The sequence below is a fragment of the Nonomuraea sp. LPB2021202275-12-8 genome, from assembly GCF_037044575.1.
Classification (GTDB): Bacteria; Actinomycetota; Actinomycetes; order Streptosporangiales; family Streptosporangiaceae; genus Nonomuraea.
On the sequence record NZ_JBAHWD010000019.1, the window covers coordinates 143,839 to 160,841 of the forward strand.

General features: G+C 69.4%; 20 protein-coding genes and 3 pseudogenes. 11 read left to right on the forward strand and 12 right to left on the reverse strand.

From position 1 onward, the window contains the following. Position 1: 1 nt before the first annotated feature. Together V5E28_RS30090 and V5E28_RS30095 are read left to right on the forward strand one after the other, a co-directional pair. Complete coding sequence (locus tag V5E28_RS30090) at positions 2–1,510, forward strand: sodium:solute symporter family protein (protein WP_336211856.1); 1,509 nt, start codon at positions 2–4, stop codon at positions 1,508–1,510. 84 nt (positions 1,511–1,594) lie between these two features. Then, positions 1,595–2,029 (forward strand): annotated as a pseudogene (locus tag V5E28_RS30095) (MerR family transcriptional regulator); the annotation flags it as partial. On the opposite strand, the gene V5E28_RS30100 reads toward V5E28_RS30095, so the two are convergent. Both V5E28_RS30100 and V5E28_RS30105 read right to left on the reverse strand, forming a co-directional pair. Beyond that, entirely contained in the window at positions 1,962–2,630 is a 669-nt protein-coding gene (locus V5E28_RS30100; protein WP_336211858.1) for a cobalt transporter, read from the reverse strand. The pseudogene V5E28_RS30095 and the gene V5E28_RS30100 overlap by 68 nt on opposite strands. A gap of 1 nt (position 2,631) precedes the next feature. Further along, a complete protein-coding gene (locus V5E28_RS30105) occupies positions 2,632–2,946 on the reverse strand; it encodes an ArsR/SmtB family transcription factor (RefSeq protein WP_336211909.1) in 315 nt (104 codons plus the stop codon). A gap of 106 nt (positions 2,947–3,052) precedes the next feature. Here V5E28_RS30105 and V5E28_RS30110 point away from each other — a divergent pair, with 106 nt between their 5' ends. Together V5E28_RS30110 and V5E28_RS30115 are read left to right on the forward strand one after the other, a co-directional pair. After that, positions 3,053–3,679, forward strand: a complete 627-nt coding sequence (locus V5E28_RS30110; protein ID WP_336211859.1) for a peptidoglycan recognition protein family protein — start codon at positions 3,053–3,055, stop codon at positions 3,677–3,679. A 51-nt stretch (positions 3,680–3,730) separates the two neighbouring features. After that, a complete protein-coding gene (locus V5E28_RS30115) occupies positions 3,731–4,648 on the forward strand; it encodes a hypothetical protein (RefSeq protein ID WP_336211860.1) in 918 nt (305 codons plus the stop codon). Here V5E28_RS30115 and V5E28_RS30120 read toward each other — a convergent pair. The 5 genes from V5E28_RS30120 to V5E28_RS30140 all read right to left on the reverse strand — a co-directional run bounded on the left by V5E28_RS30120 (position 4,645) and on the right by V5E28_RS30140 (position 7,425). Next, a complete protein-coding gene (locus tag V5E28_RS30120) occupies positions 4,645–5,193 on the reverse strand; it encodes a hypothetical protein (protein ID WP_336211861.1) in 549 nt (182 codons plus the stop codon). The genes V5E28_RS30115 and V5E28_RS30120 overlap by 4 nt on opposite strands. 5 nt (positions 5,194–5,198) lie before the next feature. Continuing rightward, entirely contained in the window at positions 5,199–6,281 is a 1,083-nt protein-coding gene (locus V5E28_RS30125; protein ID WP_336211862.1) for an MAB_1171c family putative transporter, read from the reverse strand. A gap of 33 nt (positions 6,282–6,314) precedes the next feature. Beyond that, positions 6,315–6,785 carry a hypothetical protein gene (locus V5E28_RS30130; RefSeq protein ID WP_336211863.1) on the reverse strand — a complete coding sequence of 157 codons (471 nt, stop codon included), beginning with the start codon at positions 6,783–6,785 and terminating at the stop codon, positions 6,315–6,317. A gap of 56 nt (positions 6,786–6,841) precedes the next feature. Then, complete coding sequence (locus V5E28_RS30135) at positions 6,842–6,985, reverse strand: hypothetical protein (protein ID WP_336211864.1); 144 nt, start codon at positions 6,983–6,985, stop codon at positions 6,842–6,844. A 74-nt stretch (positions 6,986–7,059) separates the two neighbouring features. Then, entirely contained in the window at positions 7,060–7,425 is a 366-nt protein-coding gene (locus tag V5E28_RS30140) for a DoxX family protein (protein ID WP_336211866.1), read from the reverse strand. A gap of 131 nt (positions 7,426–7,556) precedes the next feature. Here V5E28_RS30140 and V5E28_RS30145 point away from each other — a divergent pair, with 131 nt between their 5' ends. After that, positions 7,557–7,934, forward strand: coding sequence for a winged helix-turn-helix transcriptional regulator (locus V5E28_RS30145; protein ID WP_336211868.1), 378 nt, complete (start codon positions 7,557–7,559; stop codon positions 7,932–7,934). Between the two features lie 69 nt (positions 7,935–8,003). Here V5E28_RS30145 and V5E28_RS30150 read toward each other — a convergent pair whose 3' ends face one another. Together V5E28_RS30150 and V5E28_RS30155 are read right to left on the reverse strand one after the other, a co-directional pair. Then, the gene (locus tag V5E28_RS30150; protein WP_336211870.1) at positions 8,004–9,161 is read right to left on the reverse strand and encodes a cytochrome P450; all 1,158 of its coding nucleotides are present in this window, start codon (positions 9,159–9,161) and stop codon (positions 8,004–8,006) included. Positions 9,162–9,254: 93 nt separating this feature from the next. Next, a complete protein-coding gene (locus V5E28_RS30155) occupies positions 9,255–10,721 on the reverse strand; it encodes an MFS transporter (RefSeq protein WP_336211871.1) in 1,467 nt (488 codons plus the stop codon). Positions 10,722–10,851: 130 nt separating this feature from the next. Between V5E28_RS30155 and V5E28_RS30160 the strand changes: the two genes are divergently transcribed. Beyond that, positions 10,852–11,334: a MarR family winged helix-turn-helix transcriptional regulator gene (locus V5E28_RS30160; RefSeq protein ID WP_336211873.1), complete on the forward strand. Its 483-nt coding sequence runs from the start codon at positions 10,852–10,854 to the stop codon at positions 11,332–11,334. A 58-nt stretch (positions 11,335–11,392) separates the two neighbouring features. Continuing rightward, complete coding sequence (gene lexA, locus V5E28_RS30165; protein WP_442945887.1) at positions 11,393–12,061, forward strand: transcriptional repressor LexA; 669 nt, start codon at positions 11,393–11,395, stop codon at positions 12,059–12,061. Positions 12,062–12,286: 225 nt separating this feature from the next. Here lexA and V5E28_RS49670 read toward each other — a convergent pair. Both V5E28_RS49670 and V5E28_RS49675 read right to left on the reverse strand, forming a co-directional pair. Next, positions 12,287–12,745 (reverse strand): annotated as a pseudogene (locus V5E28_RS49670) (hypothetical protein); the annotation flags it as partial. A 61-nt stretch (positions 12,746–12,806) separates the two neighbouring features. Further along, positions 12,807–13,142: pseudogene (locus tag V5E28_RS49675) on the reverse strand (MFS transporter); the annotation flags it as partial. Between the two features lie 22 nt (positions 13,143–13,164). On the opposite strand from V5E28_RS49675, the gene V5E28_RS30175 reads away from it, so the two are divergent. The 3 genes from V5E28_RS30175 (at position 13,165) to V5E28_RS30185 (ending at position 15,130) form a co-directional block, all read left to right on the forward strand. Beyond that, positions 13,165–13,800, forward strand: coding sequence for an ArsR/SmtB family transcription factor (locus V5E28_RS30175; protein WP_442945885.1), 636 nt, complete (start codon positions 13,165–13,167; stop codon positions 13,798–13,800). 23 nt (positions 13,801–13,823) lie between these two features. After that, positions 13,824–14,828: an ArsR/SmtB family transcription factor gene (locus V5E28_RS30180; RefSeq protein ID WP_336211880.1), complete on the forward strand. Its 1,005-nt coding sequence runs from the start codon at positions 13,824–13,826 to the stop codon at positions 14,826–14,828. Positions 14,829–14,893: 65 nt separating this feature from the next. After that, the gene (locus tag V5E28_RS30185) at positions 14,894–15,130 is read left to right on the forward strand and encodes an SDR family oxidoreductase (RefSeq protein WP_336211881.1); all 237 of its coding nucleotides are present in this window, start codon (positions 14,894–14,896) and stop codon (positions 15,128–15,130) included. A gap of 158 nt (positions 15,131–15,288) precedes the next feature. Here the strand turns inward: V5E28_RS30185 and V5E28_RS30190 are convergent, their stop codons facing one another. Next, positions 15,289–15,891, reverse strand: coding sequence for a TetR/AcrR family transcriptional regulator (locus tag V5E28_RS30190; protein ID WP_336211882.1), 603 nt, complete (start codon positions 15,889–15,891; stop codon positions 15,289–15,291). 81 nt (positions 15,892–15,972) lie between these two features. Between V5E28_RS30190 and V5E28_RS30195 the strand changes: the two genes are divergently transcribed. Then, complete coding sequence (locus tag V5E28_RS30195) at positions 15,973–16,971, forward strand: SDR family NAD(P)-dependent oxidoreductase (protein ID WP_336211884.1); 999 nt, start codon at positions 15,973–15,975, stop codon at positions 16,969–16,971. The last annotated feature ends 32 nt before the right edge of the window (positions 16,972–17,003 follow it).

The window sequence follows — 17,003 nt, forward strand, 5'->3', positions numbered from 1 at the left end:
CATGGGTTTTCTCGACTGGCTAGTGATCTGCGGCTACTTCGGCGTGATGATCGCGATCGGCGTCTGGGCGAAATCCCGCATCCGCGACGCCAAGGACTTCTTCACCGCCGGGGGCAAGATGCCCTGGTGGCTGTCAGGCATCTCCCACCACATGTCGGGCTACAGCTCGGCGGTCTTCGTCGGCTACGCGGCCATCGCCTACACCGCCGGGTTCACCCTCTACATCTGGTGGGCGATCGGCATCACGTTCGCGATGCTGATCGGGTCGTTCCTGTTCGCGCCGCGCTGGCCAAGGCTGCGGCAGCGGCTCGGGATCATCTCGCCGCTGGAATATCTCGCGACCCGCTACAACGTGCCGGCGCAGCAGGTGCTCGCGTGGAGCGGCACCGCGCTCAAGGTCTTCGACGTGGGCGCCAAGTGGGCGGCGACCGCGCTGCTGCTCCAGGTGTTCGCGGGCGTGCCGATCGCCTGGGGCGTGCTGCTCACCGGAGGGGTCACGCTGATCTACTCGACGATCGGCGGGCTGTGGGCTGACGCGCTCACCGACCTCGGCCAGTTCGTCATCCAGCTCGTCGCGGGGATCACGCTGTTCGTCGCGGTGCTCGCCAAACTCGGTGGCGTTTCCGGGATCTGGACGCTGTGGGACCGGCTTCCCGAAGGACACGGCCAGCCGTTCAACGACAAGTACACCGTGGGATTCGTCCTCGTCTACCTGCTGATCAACACGCTCTCCTACAACGGCGGGACCTGGAACCTCGCCCAGCGCTTCATCGCGGCGCCGACCGGGGACTCGGCCAGGCGCGCCGCTCTGTTCTCCGCGGGCCTCTACCTCTTCTGGCCGCTCGTGCTGTTCTTCCCGATGTGGGCCGCGCCCGTCCTGCTCCCCAACCTGGCCGAGCCCGACCAGTCCTACGCGCTGCTGACCCAGCAGCTGCTGCCCGGCGGGCTCATCGGCCTCGTGCTCGCCGGAATGTTCGCGCACACGATGGCGATGACGTCCTCCGACGCCAACGCGATCTCCTCGGTGGTGATCAGGGACATCATCCCCGCGGTGTGGAAGCGGGCACACCGGCTGTCGTCCAAGTCCGAGCTGCTGGCCGGTCGGGTGTCGACGTCCCTGTTCATCGCGCTGTCGATGGGCATCGCACTCAGCGTGGACAGCTTCGGCGGCGTGCTGGGCCTGCTGATCCTCTGGTTCGGCGCGCTGGTCGGTCCGATCGCCATCCCGATGCTGCTCGGCATGCTGCCGATGTTCCGCCGCTGCGGTCCCGCGGCCGCGATCGGATCCTGGGCGACCGGACTGGTGGTCTTCGCGCTGGTGAAGTACGTCTTCCCCGGTCAGGGCCAGACCGTGGAGGTGGCCGCCCCGGTCCTGTCCGCGCTGGTGGTGTTCGTGCTCGTCGGCCTTGTCGCTCCGGTACGCAACGCCGAGGCCGACGCGCTGATCGACTCGCTGAGTGCCGAGCAGCCCGAGGCCGCCCAGGCAACACCTGCCGGGGGAGCGAACTAGGCGCTTCCGTCCGGGCAGCCTGCCAGGAAGAGGCGCCCGGTCGGCCTGCGAGGAGTGCCGTGCTCCAGCACGCAGCGTGAGGGCATGCCAGTGGGAGAGCTGGCTCGCCGGACCAACGTGACGGTTCGGGCCTTGCGCTATTACGAGAAGGCCGGGTTGGTGACGCCGCGACGGCTGCCCAACGGCTACCGGCACTACGAACCGGTGGCCGTCCGTCAGGTGCAGGAGATCAGGGAGCTCCTAGGCCTGGGACTGTCGGTGGAGGAGACCCGGCCGTTCGTGGAGTGCCTGGCCAGCGGGCACACCTCCGGTGACGGCGAGCTCGTCCATCTCGGCCCCGCGGGCACCGGCGCCGCGGCCAAGTTGATCGCCAACTTCGCTCTGCTGGGCACCATCGGACTGCTCGGCGAGGCACTGGCGGTCGCCGACGGCCTCGGCCTGCCCCGCGAGGTCACCTGGCGCGTCCTCGACCGCACCCCGCTCGCCGCCCAGGCGGCCCGGCGGCGGCTCGCGATCGAGTCGGCCGTCTTCGCGCCGCGCTTCGCCCTTGCCCTGGCCGGCAAGGACGCCGCCCTCGTCGGTCGCGGCGGCGGACGCTGAGCGCCAGTCCCGTCAGCAGCACGGGCGACAGGTAGGTGCGCAGCAGGGTCTGCTTGGAGTCGGCCACGGCTGAGGCGGAGCCGAGCTCGCGGCCGGCGCGGAGCTGGGCGGCCGACAGGAACGGCATGACCAGCAGGGAGAGCGCGGCCAGGATCAGGCCGGGGGTGGAGTGTTCGGCCTCGCCGGCGCCGAGCAGGGCGCGCCCGGCGTCGAAGGTGACGTAGGCGGCCAGCGCGAAGGAGGAGATGGCGATGACGCGCAGCGCCGTCTTCTCCCGGGCCTCGTGGTCGGCGACGGAGAACTGCCAGGCGACTGCGGCGGCCGAGGCGACCTCGACGACGGAGTCGAGGCCGAAGCCGATCAGCGCGGCCGAGGAGGCGGCGGCGCCGGCGGTGATGGCCACGACGGCTTCGATCACGTTGTAGGTGATGGTGGCGGCCACGAGCAACCGGATGTGGCGCTGCAGGGAGGCGCGCCGGGCGGGGGAGGGGCCCAGGCCGGGGAGGTCGAGCGCGGTCATGTCACTGCTTCTCTCGCGAGGGGGTGGGCCACAGCGTGACGGCGTGGCCGGTCGCGGCGAGCAACTGCTCGGCGGAGGCGAGCAGGTCCATCAGTTCGGGCCGGGTCAGGGAGTAGAAGGACTGGCGGCCTTCGGCGCGGTAGTCGACCAGGTGGCAGTCGCGCAGGCAGGCCAGGTGCTTGGAGACGGTGGACTGGGCCAGGCCGAGTTCGGCGACGAGGTCGACCACACGGGCCTCGCCGCGGGCCAGCCGGGCCACGATCCACAGCCGGGCCTGGTCGGCCAGGGAGTGGAACAGCGCGGCCGCCGGAGGGATGCCGCGGCGATGTCGGCGCTGACACAGCGGCCACTATCAATCGCCATATGGCGATGGTAGCCGGATTCAGTCATGTATTGGCAAGTGCCTGCTCCAAGACGCCCACGTGTGCGTGGACTCCAACAGCGCCGTGCGCTGCGTCGACGACGGCGACACCGCGTGGTGCGCGCCGAACGCCAACGCAGACGGGCTGCACATCGAGCTCACCGGCTACGCCCGCCAGACCCGCGCCCAGTGGCTCGACGCGTTCAGCCTCGCCACTCTGAAGAACGCCGCCAAGGTCGCCGCGGCCTGGGTGAAGAAGTACAACATCCCGATCAAGCACCTCACCCCCGCCCAGGTCCGCGCCGGGCAGAAGGGGTTCTGCGCCCACGTCGACGTCACCAAGGCGTACCCGGGCACCGGCTCCCACACCGACCCCGGCGTCGGCTTCCCGTGGGACAAGTTCCTGGCCCTGGTCAAGGCCGAGGTGGACGGCAAGCCCGCCAAGCCCGTCGCCTGGTCCCGGACCCTCGTCTACACCAAGGGCAAGACCATGATGAAGGGCGCCGACGTCGAAGCGTGGCAGGCCCTCCTCGACAAGCTGGGCTACGACGTCGACGTGGACGGCGTGTACGGCGCCGGCTCCACCACGGCGACGCGGAAGTTCCAGACCAAGGCCAAGGTCCTCGTCACCGGCACCGTGGACAAGACCACGTGGCAGGCCGGCCAGAAGGCGGCCTCGGCGAAGTGACCGGCTGAAAGGCGTTACCAAAATTAGGCGGCGAGTCCCTACGGTTGTTCCATGACTGGAGTAGACAACCCGCCGTGGCGCCCTCTGAACGAGCGCGGGAACGGATCGGCCGGCCCCCGTGAACTCGTGAAGGGGGTGCCCGACTACCTCGCTCCCACACTGCGACAGTGGCTTTTCCAGGCCGTCGCCAAGGACAGGGGGAGCGACGGGCCCGTCACCAAGCGCGTGGGGAGCGACCTGCTGGAATCGCTCAGGCTTCGACTACGTAATGAGGTGATCTACGTCGATCCTGGCAGCTCTGGGCTCATCCGAGAGTGGCTCTACCAGGGGGACGATCTCCTTGTTCTGGTCGACGCCGTGCTGGCCATCAAGGAGCCCTTGGCCAACGCGACCGATGTCGCGGTTCAGAGGGAGCGCGTACTGTGGGTCATCCACGTTAAGGAGCTGGGATTCCGTCTCGCTGAGGCCGGGTCGGTGTGGCAGGTCAACCGTGATCTGAGCGGCCTGGAGGAGCGTGTCGACGGAGCCGTCCGTTCATCCGTCGATGCCGCTCTCGCTGCGGCGGACGACGACACTTCGACATGCTTGCGGAAGGCGTGGGATAAGGCTTACGGGCTGCAGCCCGACCCGAGCGAGGCGTACAGCCAGGCTGTGAAGGCGGTAGAGGCTGCGACTATCCCGGTGTACCTCCCCGGAACGCCGAAGCCGACGCTGGGCACGGTGTTGAGGAAGCTGGAGAACAGCAGCTCGCCCTACACCTTGGTAGTCGACGCTGGGGACGGGACACCTGCTCCGGCTGACCCAGTGGTGGCGCTGATGAGGCTTCTCTGGGAGGGCCATCGTGATCGCCATCCGGGAGGTACGACCACGAAGCCCATCACCCTGGAATCAGCCCGCGCCGCAGTACAGATCGCTGTCCTGATCGTTCAGCTCGTCGTGTCCGGTGCCGTCCTAATCCCTAGCCTTTAAAGGAGTAGGGCGAGCGTCGCGCCAGTCGCCATGGCTCCAGCCGCAGCACCCGCCAAAGCCTGGGCCGGCGTGTGGTCGCGGATCTCCGCGCGAGCCCACCCGATCAACGCCACCACCACGGCGCCGGCCGCGAGCACCACGGCGGGCGCGGGCAGCACCCACGCGAGCATCACCACCGACCCGGCCGCCACGGCGGTGTGGAACGAGATCTTCCACCGCAGGGTGATCGGGCCCACCACGGCGAGCGTCGCGAGCATGATGACCACGCACGCCACCATCACCGTGGGAGCGCCGAGCGCCACCAGCAGGGCCAGGGCGACGAGGACCAGGGCCACGATGACGGCCACCAGCTTGGGCCGTTGACTCCGCTCCCCGATGTGCCAGTCCCCGAACCAGCCCTTCCGCACCCCGCCGAAGATGATGACCGCAGGGACGCCGCCGCACAGCCCGGCGGCGAGCGCCCCCCAGCCCAGCCCGGCCCACCCCGACGTGACCGCGCCCACCACCAGGGGCAGGCTGATCACGATCCACATCGGAGCGAACACGTCCGTTACGAGACGGGCGACGCGACCGCCCGGCCGTCGACCTGCGTGAACTTCGTCGCGACCTGTCGCAACCACTGCGTCTCCTTCTCCATGTCACCGGCGAAATCGGGGCCCGGGATCCGCCCGGACGGCACCCCGGGCGGGCGCCCGGTGCGGGCAGCCCGCAGGGCGTCGGCGACCCATCGGGCCACCTTGGCGGGGTCTTCGCTCGACGGCGCCTCGCTGATCGACGTCAGGTTGAGCATGCCGTCGCGGATCTCCAGCACCCGCCGTACGACGCGGGCCCGCAGGTCGACGTCCATCGGCAGGGTCAGGTCCGGGTACTGGGCGGTGAGCGCGTTCCACAGCGGCGCGAGCTCGCGCAGCGCGGCCCGGTCGCGCAGCTTGGCCACGCCCGTCCGCCAGGCCGGGATCGAGGTGCCGAGGGTGATGCCGACGATGCAGAGCAGGAGCGTCATCTGGCCGAAGACCGGAATCTCCCGCAGGGTGGTGTCCGGGTCGAGCAGCGTGACGAGGTTGACCGTCATGACGTGCGCCCGGTTGATCACCCCGGCGACCATGCCGAGCGTGGACAGCACCAGGCCGAGCCGCAGCAGCGGCGGCGCGCCCCGCACGTACCGGCCGAACATCGAGCCGGCCGCCGCGAGGCAGGTCATCAACCAGAAGTCGAACACCAGCAGGTAGACGCGGCCGGTCGGCGCGGTGGGGAACGGGGCGTGCGCGCCTTCCACCCAGTAGATGCGGCCGCCCCTGGCCGCGAACATGGCGATGAGGACCGCCATCACCACGGCGGCGGTGGGCCAGATCCAGCGGGCCCACGACGACCGCCCGTGCCGGGTGATCGCCTCCACGTACGCGAGCAGGCAGGTGGCGCTCAACAGGCCGGTCAGGTGTCGCATCAGCGTGGCCACCTCGGTGCCGGTGGTGGCGTCCAGCCACGCCACGATCGGCGGCGCGGTGAACACCCTGGACATGGCCAGGCCGGTGAACGCCCCCCACAGCATCACCTGCTCCAGCGACTTGCCCTGTTTCAGCGCTCGCAGCGCCGGCCGGACGCGGGAGAGCGACGCCCCCCACAACAGGATCATGGCTAACCACGCGAAAAGGCTCACACGGGGCCCCTATGTCTCGTATCCGAAGGTTTTGGACAGGCGGCGCAGGCCCTCGTCGCCCTCTTCGGGCGGGGTGTGGGCGCGCGTCAGGATGAGGGTGGCGAGCTTTTCGGCGTCGCGTTCCCACTCGGTTTCGTATCGGCCGCGTCCGGCGATTCCCACGATGGGGCCGATCATGCGGCGCATGAACTCTTCGACGTCGCCGCCGACGCGGCCGTGCTTCAGCAGCATGTGGCTGATCTCGTGCAGGGCGATGTTGACTTGCAGCAGCCCGGATGCGCCGGGGGCTATGAAGATGTGGTCGGCGTTTCGGGTGCCGAACCACAGCCCGGTCACGGCGCCGCTGGCCTCGATGGGCAGGTCGTGCATGTGTAGCGGGCGCTGCCGTTCGGTGCGGACGCGGTCAATGAAGGCGTCCAGGGTGAACGGGTGGGGGATGGGCGCCGCCGATAAGGCAGCCAGCAGCGTGGGGGACGGCAATTCGGAACCTTTCGGCCGGGCCCGGAAAGACTACCCGGGTCCCTGACTGCCGCTGTCTACTTCCCGTCTACGTCGCTGTTGGTGCCCAGGTTGGGTCGCTGGTCCAGGCCCTCGGCGCGGCGCATCGCCTCGATCATCTTGAGCACCGCATCGAGCGACAGCTCGGACAGGCCGGACGCCCGTTCGGCGATGTACTCCACGCCGAGCTCCTCCGCGCCCTGGCGTATCTGCTCCTGTAGCCGCTGGTCTTCCTCCGGGACGGTGGGCGGACGGTTCAGAGCCAGATGGTGCCGAGCCAGGCGGTTGCCGCGGCGGCCGCCAGGAGGACGATGTTGAGGCCGATCTGCCGGACCTCGTCGCGGCTCAGGTGAACCGCGATGCCGCCGATCTGGATCAGAACGAGGCCGATCGCCGCGGCGATGGCGAGCCAGGGTGCGATCCCGGTCAGCGGCGGCAGGATCAGACCGGCGGAGCCGAGGACTTCCAGGACTCCGATCAGGCGGACGAGCGGCATGGGAACGGTGTCGACCCAGCCCATCATCGGCTGGAGCCGCTCCTGGCTCTGGATGACCTTCTTGCCTCCGGCGTAGAGGTAGAAGACGGCCAGGAGCGCCGCGACGATCCAGTAGGAGATCTCCATGAGTGACACCTCGGAGGCACGTGACGTGGCGCCGGCAACGATGGTTACCAGTCGTAAGCAGCCTCATGATGCGTCACTATTGAAAGCCCTACAAAAGGCACATGCATGTGCGTTACACACAGAGGACTGTCATGTCTGAGTACGAGCACACCTGCATGATCCGAGGAGATGGAGGGCGGACGATCCGCGCCATCCTCGACCGCATCTGCAACAAGTGGACGTTGCTGATCGTGGCGACCCTCGATCGGGGAAGCGTGCGCTTCACCGATCTGCACCAGCAGATCCCCGGGATCTCCCAGCGCATGTTGACCCTGACGCTCCGGAACCTCGAACGCGACGGCCTGGTCTCCCGGACGGTGTACGCCGAGGTACCGCCCCGGGTCGAATACGCGCTGACCCCCACCGGCAAGAGCCTCATTCCCCCCGCATTGGCTCTCGCCGGCTGGGCCATCGAGCACGTCTCGCACATCGAGGCCAGCCGGGAGGCCTACCAGACCCGAAACCCATGACCCGATGCCCGCCCCCAGTGGTCACCTGCGGTTCTGTGATCGGCTCGGCGCGTTGGACGCCGTGGGGCGTCAGCCTCGCAGTTTCACCGGGAGAGCGGTCAATCGGCTCCCCTGGATGCCGCCGAGGTCGGTCTGCTGGAGTTCGGCGAGCGGCACCGCGAGGCACGCGTCGGGGAAGTCGGTCCGCAGGACCTCCACGACCGCGCTCAGCTCGAGCTGGGCGAGTTGGGCGCCGGTGCAGTAGTGCGGACCGGCGCCGAAGGTGAGGTCCGGCCCGATCGACCGGCCGGGGTCGGTGTTGATGCCCTGGATGTCGACGAGCACCGGCGAGCGAGCGGGGAGTCGCACTCCGGCGAGCTCGAGGTCGGCGGAGGTGAACCGCCAGAGGCTGAAGGGGGCCGGCGAGTGCAGGCGCAGGGTCTCCCGGACGAACTCGTCGACCGTGATCTCCTCCACTGCGGCGCCTGCGACGGCGAAGACGCGCGCGAGCAGGAATCCCAGCGACGGGTCGGTGGTGAGCTGTCCTGCGTAGATCAGCGTGAAGATCAGGTAGTGCAGCTGCGTCTCGGTGATCTCGTCGGGAACCCGGGCGCGCAGCTCGGCGGCCAGGCCATGCCGGCCCTCGCTGAGCGCGGCGGCGGCCAGCTGCCCGAAGGCCGCCATCGCCGCCCCCACCTCCTGGGGGTCGGTGCTGTGCATGCCCCGGCAGGCCGCGATGGCCTGGTCGATCCGGTCGAGCGGGACGCCGAGCACGTCGCAGACCACGGTGAGGGGGAACCGCGTGGTGAAATCGGCCATCAGATCTACCGTCTCACCGGAGCCGGCGAGCCCGGTGAGCAGCTCGCGGGCGAGCGCCGTGATCCGTTCGGAGTAGCCGCTCATCCGCCGGGCCGTGAAGAGCGGGGCGTGCGCCCGGCGCAGTCGCTCGTGGGCGGTGCCGTCGAAGGTGGTGAGCGACGGCTGTGCGGCGGCGGTCGGTTCGAGACCCGCGATCCGCGGATCCCAGCCCGCCGGCGCGTAGGCCGGGTCCTTCACGATACGGGGGTGGACGAGGACCTCCCGGGCGAGCGCGTCGTCAGTGACGATCCACACCGGGCCGCCGGCGGGGGCTTCGGCCTGGACGATGGGACCCGCGGCGCGTAGGGCGGCACGAGCGGGATGGGGCTCGCCGACTCCGCGAATGGTGACGGCGAACGGGTCGACGGTGACATGGGGTGCGTCGGACATCAGGTCTCCATGGAAGCTGGGTAGCGGGCGCGATCTCGACCGTGTACGGACACGTACGAGAGGCTGTGTGACGGTCTGCGGGCGTGCTCGCGGTCACTCGTGAGAGGTGTTCGCGCGCTTGGGCAGCAGGAACATGAGCGCGGCCGCGGCGATGTAGCAGGTGACCTGCCAGGGGAGGATCGTGGTGAAGGCGTCGCTGTAGGCGATGAGGCTGGTGCCTCCATCGGTGAAGGAGCTTTCCAGCCGGGCGAAGAACACCACCCCGAGGACGGCGACACCGAGCGCGTTGCCGACCTGGCCGACGGTGGTCAGGACACCGCCCGCGGCGCCCGCGTCCTTGCCGGGCACGCCGGCGAGAACGACGTTGATCAGGGACGGGGCGGTGAGTCCCAGCCCCAGGCCTCCCATGAACAGCGGCGTGGCAAGTGCCCAGTAGGAGGGTTCGGCGCCGCCACCGACGACGAGGAGAAGGATCATTTGCGACGCGGCCAGGATCAACGAGCCCGATACGAGGAGGGCGCGGCGGGCGAACTGGACGCCGATCCCGGAGGTGATGATCGAGCCGATGGCGTAGGGCAGGATCACGAGACCGGTTTCGAGCGCGGTGCGCCCGGTGCCCAGTTGGAGGTAGAGCGACAGCAGGAGAAAGAAGGAGCCGAGCGCTCCGAAGAACAGCAGGGAAGCGGACAGGCCGCCGGCGAAGGCCCGCACCCGAAGGAGGGCGGGATCGAGGATCGGCTGCCCGCCGCGCGCGACCAGTCGCCGTTCCCTGATGAGGAACAGAGCCACCGCCGGGACCGAGAGCGCCAGGATGAGGAAGCCCCACCAGGGCCAGCCCCAGTCGCGGCCTTGCATGAGGGGCAGGAGCAGGAGGACCACGGCGGCGGAGGCGAGGACCGCGCCCGGCAGGTCCAGCCGGGCGTTGCCCGGCACGCGGGACTCGGGGAGGAAGCGGGCTCCCACGAGAAGCCCGATGATCGCGATCGGAACGTTCACCCAGAAGATCGCCCGCCAGCCCAGGCCGAAGAGGTCGGCTTCGACCAGGACTCCGCCGAGCAGGGGGCCGGCCACCGAGGCCAGGCCGAGCACGGCACCATAGGCGCCGAGCGCCTTCGCGCGTGCGCCGGGCTCGAACGAGGCGCGGATGATGCCGAACACCTGCGGGATCATCAGGCCGGCGGCCAGGCCTTGCGCGACCCGCATGCCGATCAGCACGCCAGGGTTCGGCGCCAGCCCGCAACCAGCCGAGGCGAGCATGAACGCGGCCAGTCCAAGGAGGAACACGCGGCGGCGTCCGAACTGGTCGCCGATGCGGCCCCCGGTGATCAGGCCGGCTCCGGCGGAGAGTGTGTACCCGGCCAGCATCCACTGCAGTGCGGCCTCACCCGCGCCCAGGTCCTCGGCGATCGCCGGGGCCGCCACGCTGACGATCGTGGCATCGAGAAGCTCCATGAAGTCCGCGACGAGGATCACGGCCAGCACGGCGAACGCCGTGCGCCCAGACAGGAGAGTGGGAGTCGCCGGGCCCGCGCCGCTATGAGGTTGGGTGGAGGTGGTCATACTGCGCTGTACTCCTCGGTCGATGGGGGATGCGATAAGATGGCTGCGTCACACAGTAGCTGTGTCACGCAGTCAATCTACACAGAAATGACTGCGCGACGCAGCAATGTCGGATGGAGTGGGTGTCACGATGACGGAGCCGAACCCGGACAGGGAAGCGCTGCTTGCCGAGATCGTCGGAGACACGGTGCCCGGCTGGGCGATCCTGGTCGTGCAACTCAACAACGTCGTCGCCGAACGGCTGGGTGTCACCGACACCGATGTGCAATGCCTGCACGTGCTGGGCCGTCACGGCCCGGCGACACCGAGCGCTCTGGCCAAGCACGTGAATCTCACTACCGGATCGGCTTCACGCATGATCGACCGGCTCGTCGCCGCGGGCTGCGTCCGGCGGGTGGCCGACACCGACGACCGCAGGCGGGTGCTCATCGAGCCCACCCAGGAGGGCCTGGATCGGGTCACCGCCGCCTACTCAGGACTGATCGCACGGACGCGGGACGACCTCGGCGCCTTCGACGACGAAGAGCTCAGCACCCTCATCCGATTCATGAGAGCGGCCGAGCGCAGCACCGCCTCTGAGATCCACCGGCTCAAATCCGCCCCTGATAAGTAGCCCGTCGATCACCGACGGACTACGTGCCGACCCGTGGGTGGCAGGTGTGGGCCTTACCATTTCGCAGGTGACCACCTACGACGATGCTGACATGTTCGAGTACCTGGACTCTTCGGCCCTGCCGCAGCGCCAGCAGCGGATCCTCGCCGCGATCCGGGACTGGGTGGTCAGGTACGGGTACCCTCCGAGCACGCGCGAGCTCGGCCACGCGGTCGGGTTGCGGTCGTCCTCATCGGTGTCGAAACACCTGAAGAGCCTGGAGGAGAAGGGGTTCCTCCGCCGGGGCACGACGATGACCCGGCCGATCGACGTGCGTCTGTTCCTGCGGGCCTCGGCGCCGGGGCCGGCCGACGACCTGGTGACAGTGCCCGTGGTCGGAGACATCGCCGCCGGCACTCCCATCCCGGCCGACGAGTACGTGGACGACACGCTCACCCTGCCCCGTGACCTCACCGGGCGTGGCGCCGTGTTCGGCCTCCGCGTGCGGGGCGACTCGATGATCGACGCCGCGATCTGCGACGGCGACATCGTCGTGGTACGGCAGCAGCCCGAGGCGCACTCGGGCCAGATCGTCGCCGCGATGATCGACGGTGAGGCCACCGTCAAGGTGTTCCGCCGACGCGACGGGCACGTCTATCTGGAACCGCGCAATCCCGTCTACGACATCATCGACGGCGACGGCGCCGTGGTGCTGGGCATCGTGGTCTCGGTCCTTCGCAGCGTCTGAGCATCCAACGGATCTGCGACAACTGCCGTCGAGCTCAGCCACGCGGATCACGGCGTGGTTTGTCCCGTTCTGTTGGGTGGGCTCCAGTTGGAGACGGGCGGTGACGGCCTGGATCAGACCTCGCGGCGGAGTGGGCTGAGCCAGATCGGTATCCAGCTGAGCGTTCATCCCTGTCCGGAAGCACAGGATGCTCCAGGCGGCCGCCGAGATCCAGACGCTCCAGCCGACCAACGGCACCAGGAGCGCGAACGGGGCGGTGGTCACGCCGACGATCCACACGGCACGCCCGCGGCCGAACCGGCGGCCGATCAGGTGGGCCGTCGAGGACCCCGCCAGCACGCCCAGTCCACCGATGGCGAGGTAGGCCCCAAGCAGCCAGGCGGGTTGTCCGAGCTCGGTGACGAGTAGCACGGGCAGCAGCGTCGAGCAGAGTGGGAGCCCGAGGTTCGTCATGCCGCCTTGTGCCGCGATGGCGACGAGGACCCGGTTGCCGAAGAGGAATCGCACCCCTCGGCGATCTGCCGTCCGAGTCGCTCGCCGGGTACGGGGGCGGGCGCGGGTTCGGGCTTGCTGATCCGGTGTAGCCACGCGGCCGACCACAGGTAGGTGAGCGCGTCGAGCAGGATCGCCGCAGGCGCGCCTGCGAAGGCCACCAACACCCCGGGGTGCTTCTGCCGCCCACATCCATCGCCGCGTTCGTGCCGACGAGCACCGAGTTCGCGGCGGTGAGCCGGTCGCGGCCGACCAGGTGCGGGACCGTGCTCTGAGAGGCGACGTCGAAGAAGAGCGTGCCGACTCCCGTCGCGACGGCGACGCCGTACAGCTGGGTCATCGTGAGCGCGCCCAGCCACCACGCGACCGTTACCGACACCAGGAGCGCGGCGCGAACCAGGTCCGTCGCGATCATCACCGGGCGGCGCCTGACCCTGTCCACCCATGCTCCGGCGGGCAGGCCGAGCACCAGCACGGTGATGGTGGTGAGGGCGCTGAGCAGTCCCACTTCGCCGGGCCCCGCGTCGAGGGCGGTCACCGCGAGCAGGGGCATCGCCACGCAGCCGACCTGGGCCTGGGAAGCGGCCATCGCGCCCTACTGGCCTCGCATCATGACCCTGCTCGAAGGCGAGGTGCTCTACCGCGCCAGGTTGCTGGCCGAGGGGGGCCTGCGGCGCATGCTCGGCGACCTTGACGCCGCCGTGACGTGGGAGGGAGAGACGCTGCGCCTGCCGAAGACGCTCTGCGAAGGAGTGCGCCCGCTGGGCGGGCTGGGGCTCTTGCTCGTGCCGTCGGTGTTCACCTGGCCGCGTGTCTTCTCCATCACGACTCCGCCCTGGCAGCCCACGATCCGCTACCCCCCGCGCGGCGTCGCTACGCTCTGGGAGCACCGCGAGAGCGACCCGCCACAGGCGCTGGCCGCCGTGCTCGGCCGGACCCGCGCCCGGCTGCTGGCCGAACTCGACCAGCCCGCCTCGACCAGGGAACTGGCCACCCGCCTCGACCTGTCAGAACCAGGTACGAACCAGCACCTCACCGCTCTCCGCAAGGCCGGACTGACCAGCGCCCACCGCACGGGAAGATATGTGCTCTATGCCCGTACGGCCATCGCCGAGGCACTGATCGCCGGCGACGCGAGTCCCCTACCGAGCAGTCACGGGAACCCGCGTACGGAAATCAGCGTCAGCGATGTGGGGGGCGACAGGCTCCGTGATACGGCTGACCCGGTTGTCGCGATGCAGGGATAGGAACCCGGACCGAGGGGGCGATCATGCTGCGGGTTCACTTCACCAGTGAGGATGTGGCTCGCACACGTCTGGTCGTGCTGGGTCCCCTCACTGAGGCGCAGTTCGGCTTGAGAATCCTGCAGCGACAGGACCGGCCTGCTCTGTTCGGGAAGTGGCGAGCTCACGCGTCGAGGGGGTTCGCGCCGGAGTGGGCGGCGCTCGCCCGGTTCCTGGCCGCTCCCGGCGTCGGCATGGTCGACCTCTTCACCGTCGTCGAGGCGAGCCAGGATCTGGAGGAAGGCCTCAATCACATCCGCGAGTCCGGGACGGCGCTGCGGCAGGAAATCGGGCTGGTCCGGACGATGCGTCCGCGATGGCCCGTCGTCCCCGCGATGATGCATCGTCTCCTCGACGGGGACCGCGAGGCGGTGGACGAACTCGTCGTCGCCTTGCGGGGGATCTACCGGTCGGGCATCGCCCCATACTGGCAAGCCATCAACACCCACCTGCATGTGCGACGGACAGCCGATGCCGCGCGGATGGCCGAGGCCGGACTCGAAGGCATGCTGCCCCAGCTGCATTCTTCTCTCCGCTGGTGTCCTCCGGTGTTGGAGGTCGCCGGCTACCGGCCTTTCATCGATCCCACGGACTTCCACCTTCAGGGCCGGGGGCTGCTGCTGGCACCCTCCCTGTACTGCACGACACCGCTCATATTCACCGCGATGGACTCCCCGCGGCCCACGCTGCTGATCTATCCGGCGTTGCCTGATCCCGTCGCCATCGCGCGCATCTGGACCCCGGGCGCCACCGCTCACCGGTCACTGAACGCCCTGCTGGGCAGCACCCGCAGTGCGGTCTTGGAAGCCATCGCCGATCGCCCCATGTCCACGACCGACCTCGCCGGCCGCCTGGGATTCTCCATCTCCGGGGCCAGCCATCACACCAAGGTGCTGCGCGACGCGGGACTGATCGCCACCCTGCGGGACGGCAACAGGGTCCTGCATGTCATCACTCCTCTTGGCACAGCGCTGGGAAACGGCGCGATCTGATCACTGCGCGGCCTCACCGGCGCCGCGAACCGCCTGTGCCGGGACCTTCCAGCCACTCCGCGGGAGTGAGCCCGCCTGCGTGGCCCCGGGACATCACGGCCAACGTCGTGCAGGCCGGACTGATGGAGAGCGGAATGGAACCGCCGGACCCCGAGACCCTCAAGGCCCTGGTCGGCTCGCTGTCCCTGCAGCGCATGGGCCATCCCGACGAGATCGCCGTGGCGATCGCCTTCCTGGCGAGCCCGGCCGCGTCGTACGTCACGGGCGCGGTGCTGGACGCCCACGGCGGCTACAACGCCTGAACGGGAACCTTCGCGGCGATCACCCGCCCTCCGGGCAGACAGAACAGGCAGACGCTCGCCGACTGGTCCGGGTATACGAAGAACTCCCAAGGATGGTCCAGGCAGAGACGACCTCATCGGCGTGCAGGCCGAAAGTCTGGGGCAACCGCGATCATCGGTCAGGTGACGGATCGCGCCACCAGGGCCATGGCCTGCCGCATGGCGTTCCGTACCTCATCGGGTCCGTCGCCGCGCTGCAGCGCGCTCACCGCGGACGCGCTGACCGCGCCCACCATCGCGCCGACCAGGGCCGGGGCGGTGGTCGTGTCGAGTCTGTCGGGGAACGCCCGCTGCAGCGCCTGGGCCAGTTCGGCCTGAGCGGTGAGATAGCGCTGCAGCAGCCGGGCCTGCAGCGCCGGCTCCGAGGCCGCCAGCCGCGCCCGAAGCGCTGCGAGACCGCTGGACAGGTCGCGATCCCAGGCGTTGAAGATCATCTGCTCCATCGCCCGCACCAGCACTCCAGGCAGCCGCTCCCCGGCGCGGCGCTCGGCGATCGCCTCCAGCGCCAGATCGACGCGCACGTCGGTGTTGGCCAGGAGCACGTCCTCCTTGGACTGAAAGTGGAGGAAGAAGGTGCGGGGGGACACCTCCGCGGCGTCGGCGATCTCGGCCACGGTCACCTGGTCGTAGCTCCTGTGCTCGAACAGGCGCACCGCCGCCTCGATCAATGCCTGCCGGGTGCGTTGCTTCTTGCGCTCCCGCAGTCCCGGTTTCTCCACCATGCGAGCTACTTTACTTCATGCACTGCAGTCATGCATACAATGAATCACTACATCGACTGTAGCCATTGAAGGGTGGTCATCATGGGAAGTCTGGACGGACGTGTCGTCCTCATCACCGGAGCAGGGCGCGGCATCGGGCGGCAGGAGGCGTTGTTCCTCGCCGCCGAGGGCGCCAAGGTCGTCGTCAACGACCCCGGCGTCGCCATCGACGGCACGGGCGGCGACGCCGGAGTGGCGGCAGACGTCGTCGAGGAGATCACGGCGTGCGGCGGGCAGGCCGTGGCCAACACCGACAGCGTCGCCGACTGGGACGGCGCCCGCCGCATGGTGGAGACGGCCCTGCAGTCGTTCGGCGACCTGCACGTAGTGATCAACAACGCGACCATCGAACGGAACATGGGGCTGGCCGATCTGTCGGAGGAGGACTTCGATGACGTCCTGGCCGTCAAGCTCAAGGGCACTTTCGCGGTGACGCACTGGGCGGCCCGCCACTGGCGCGACCGGTTCCAGGCAGGGGCCCGCGCCGACCGCGCCGTCGTCAACACCTCCTCCGGCTCCGGACTGCTCAACCCGCTGCCCGCGCAGGTCTCCTACGCGGCGGGCAACGCCGGGGTAGCGGCGCTGACCGTCGTGGCCGCCCTCGAGCTGGGCCGCTACGGCGTGCGGGTCAACTGCATCTCGCCGTCGATGGCTCGCACCAGACTCACCCTCGGCGTTCCCGGCATGAGTCAGGAACCGCCGGCGACCCGGTTCGACCCTCTGGACCCGGCCGCCTGCGCGCCTGTCGCCGCCTACCTGGCCAGTTCGGCCTGCCCGCTCACCGGCCAGGTGCTGTCGGTGCGAGGCGGTACGGTCGCGGTCAACCAAGGCTGGTCCCTCGGCGGCCACATCCACAAGGACGGAATATGGAGCGTGGAGGAACTGGCCGAGAAGGTGAAAGAGCTGCCGATGGACGACCCCTTCGACAAGCTCGCCCAGGCCCTGTCCGGCGCGCTCGGCACCACTGGACGCGCCGAACTCCAGGAGATGATCAACGCCCTGCTGGACCGGGGAGGCCAGGCCGGCCCGGCCTCCGCATGACGCGCTAGCGCACAGCCCGGACCTGCTCAGGT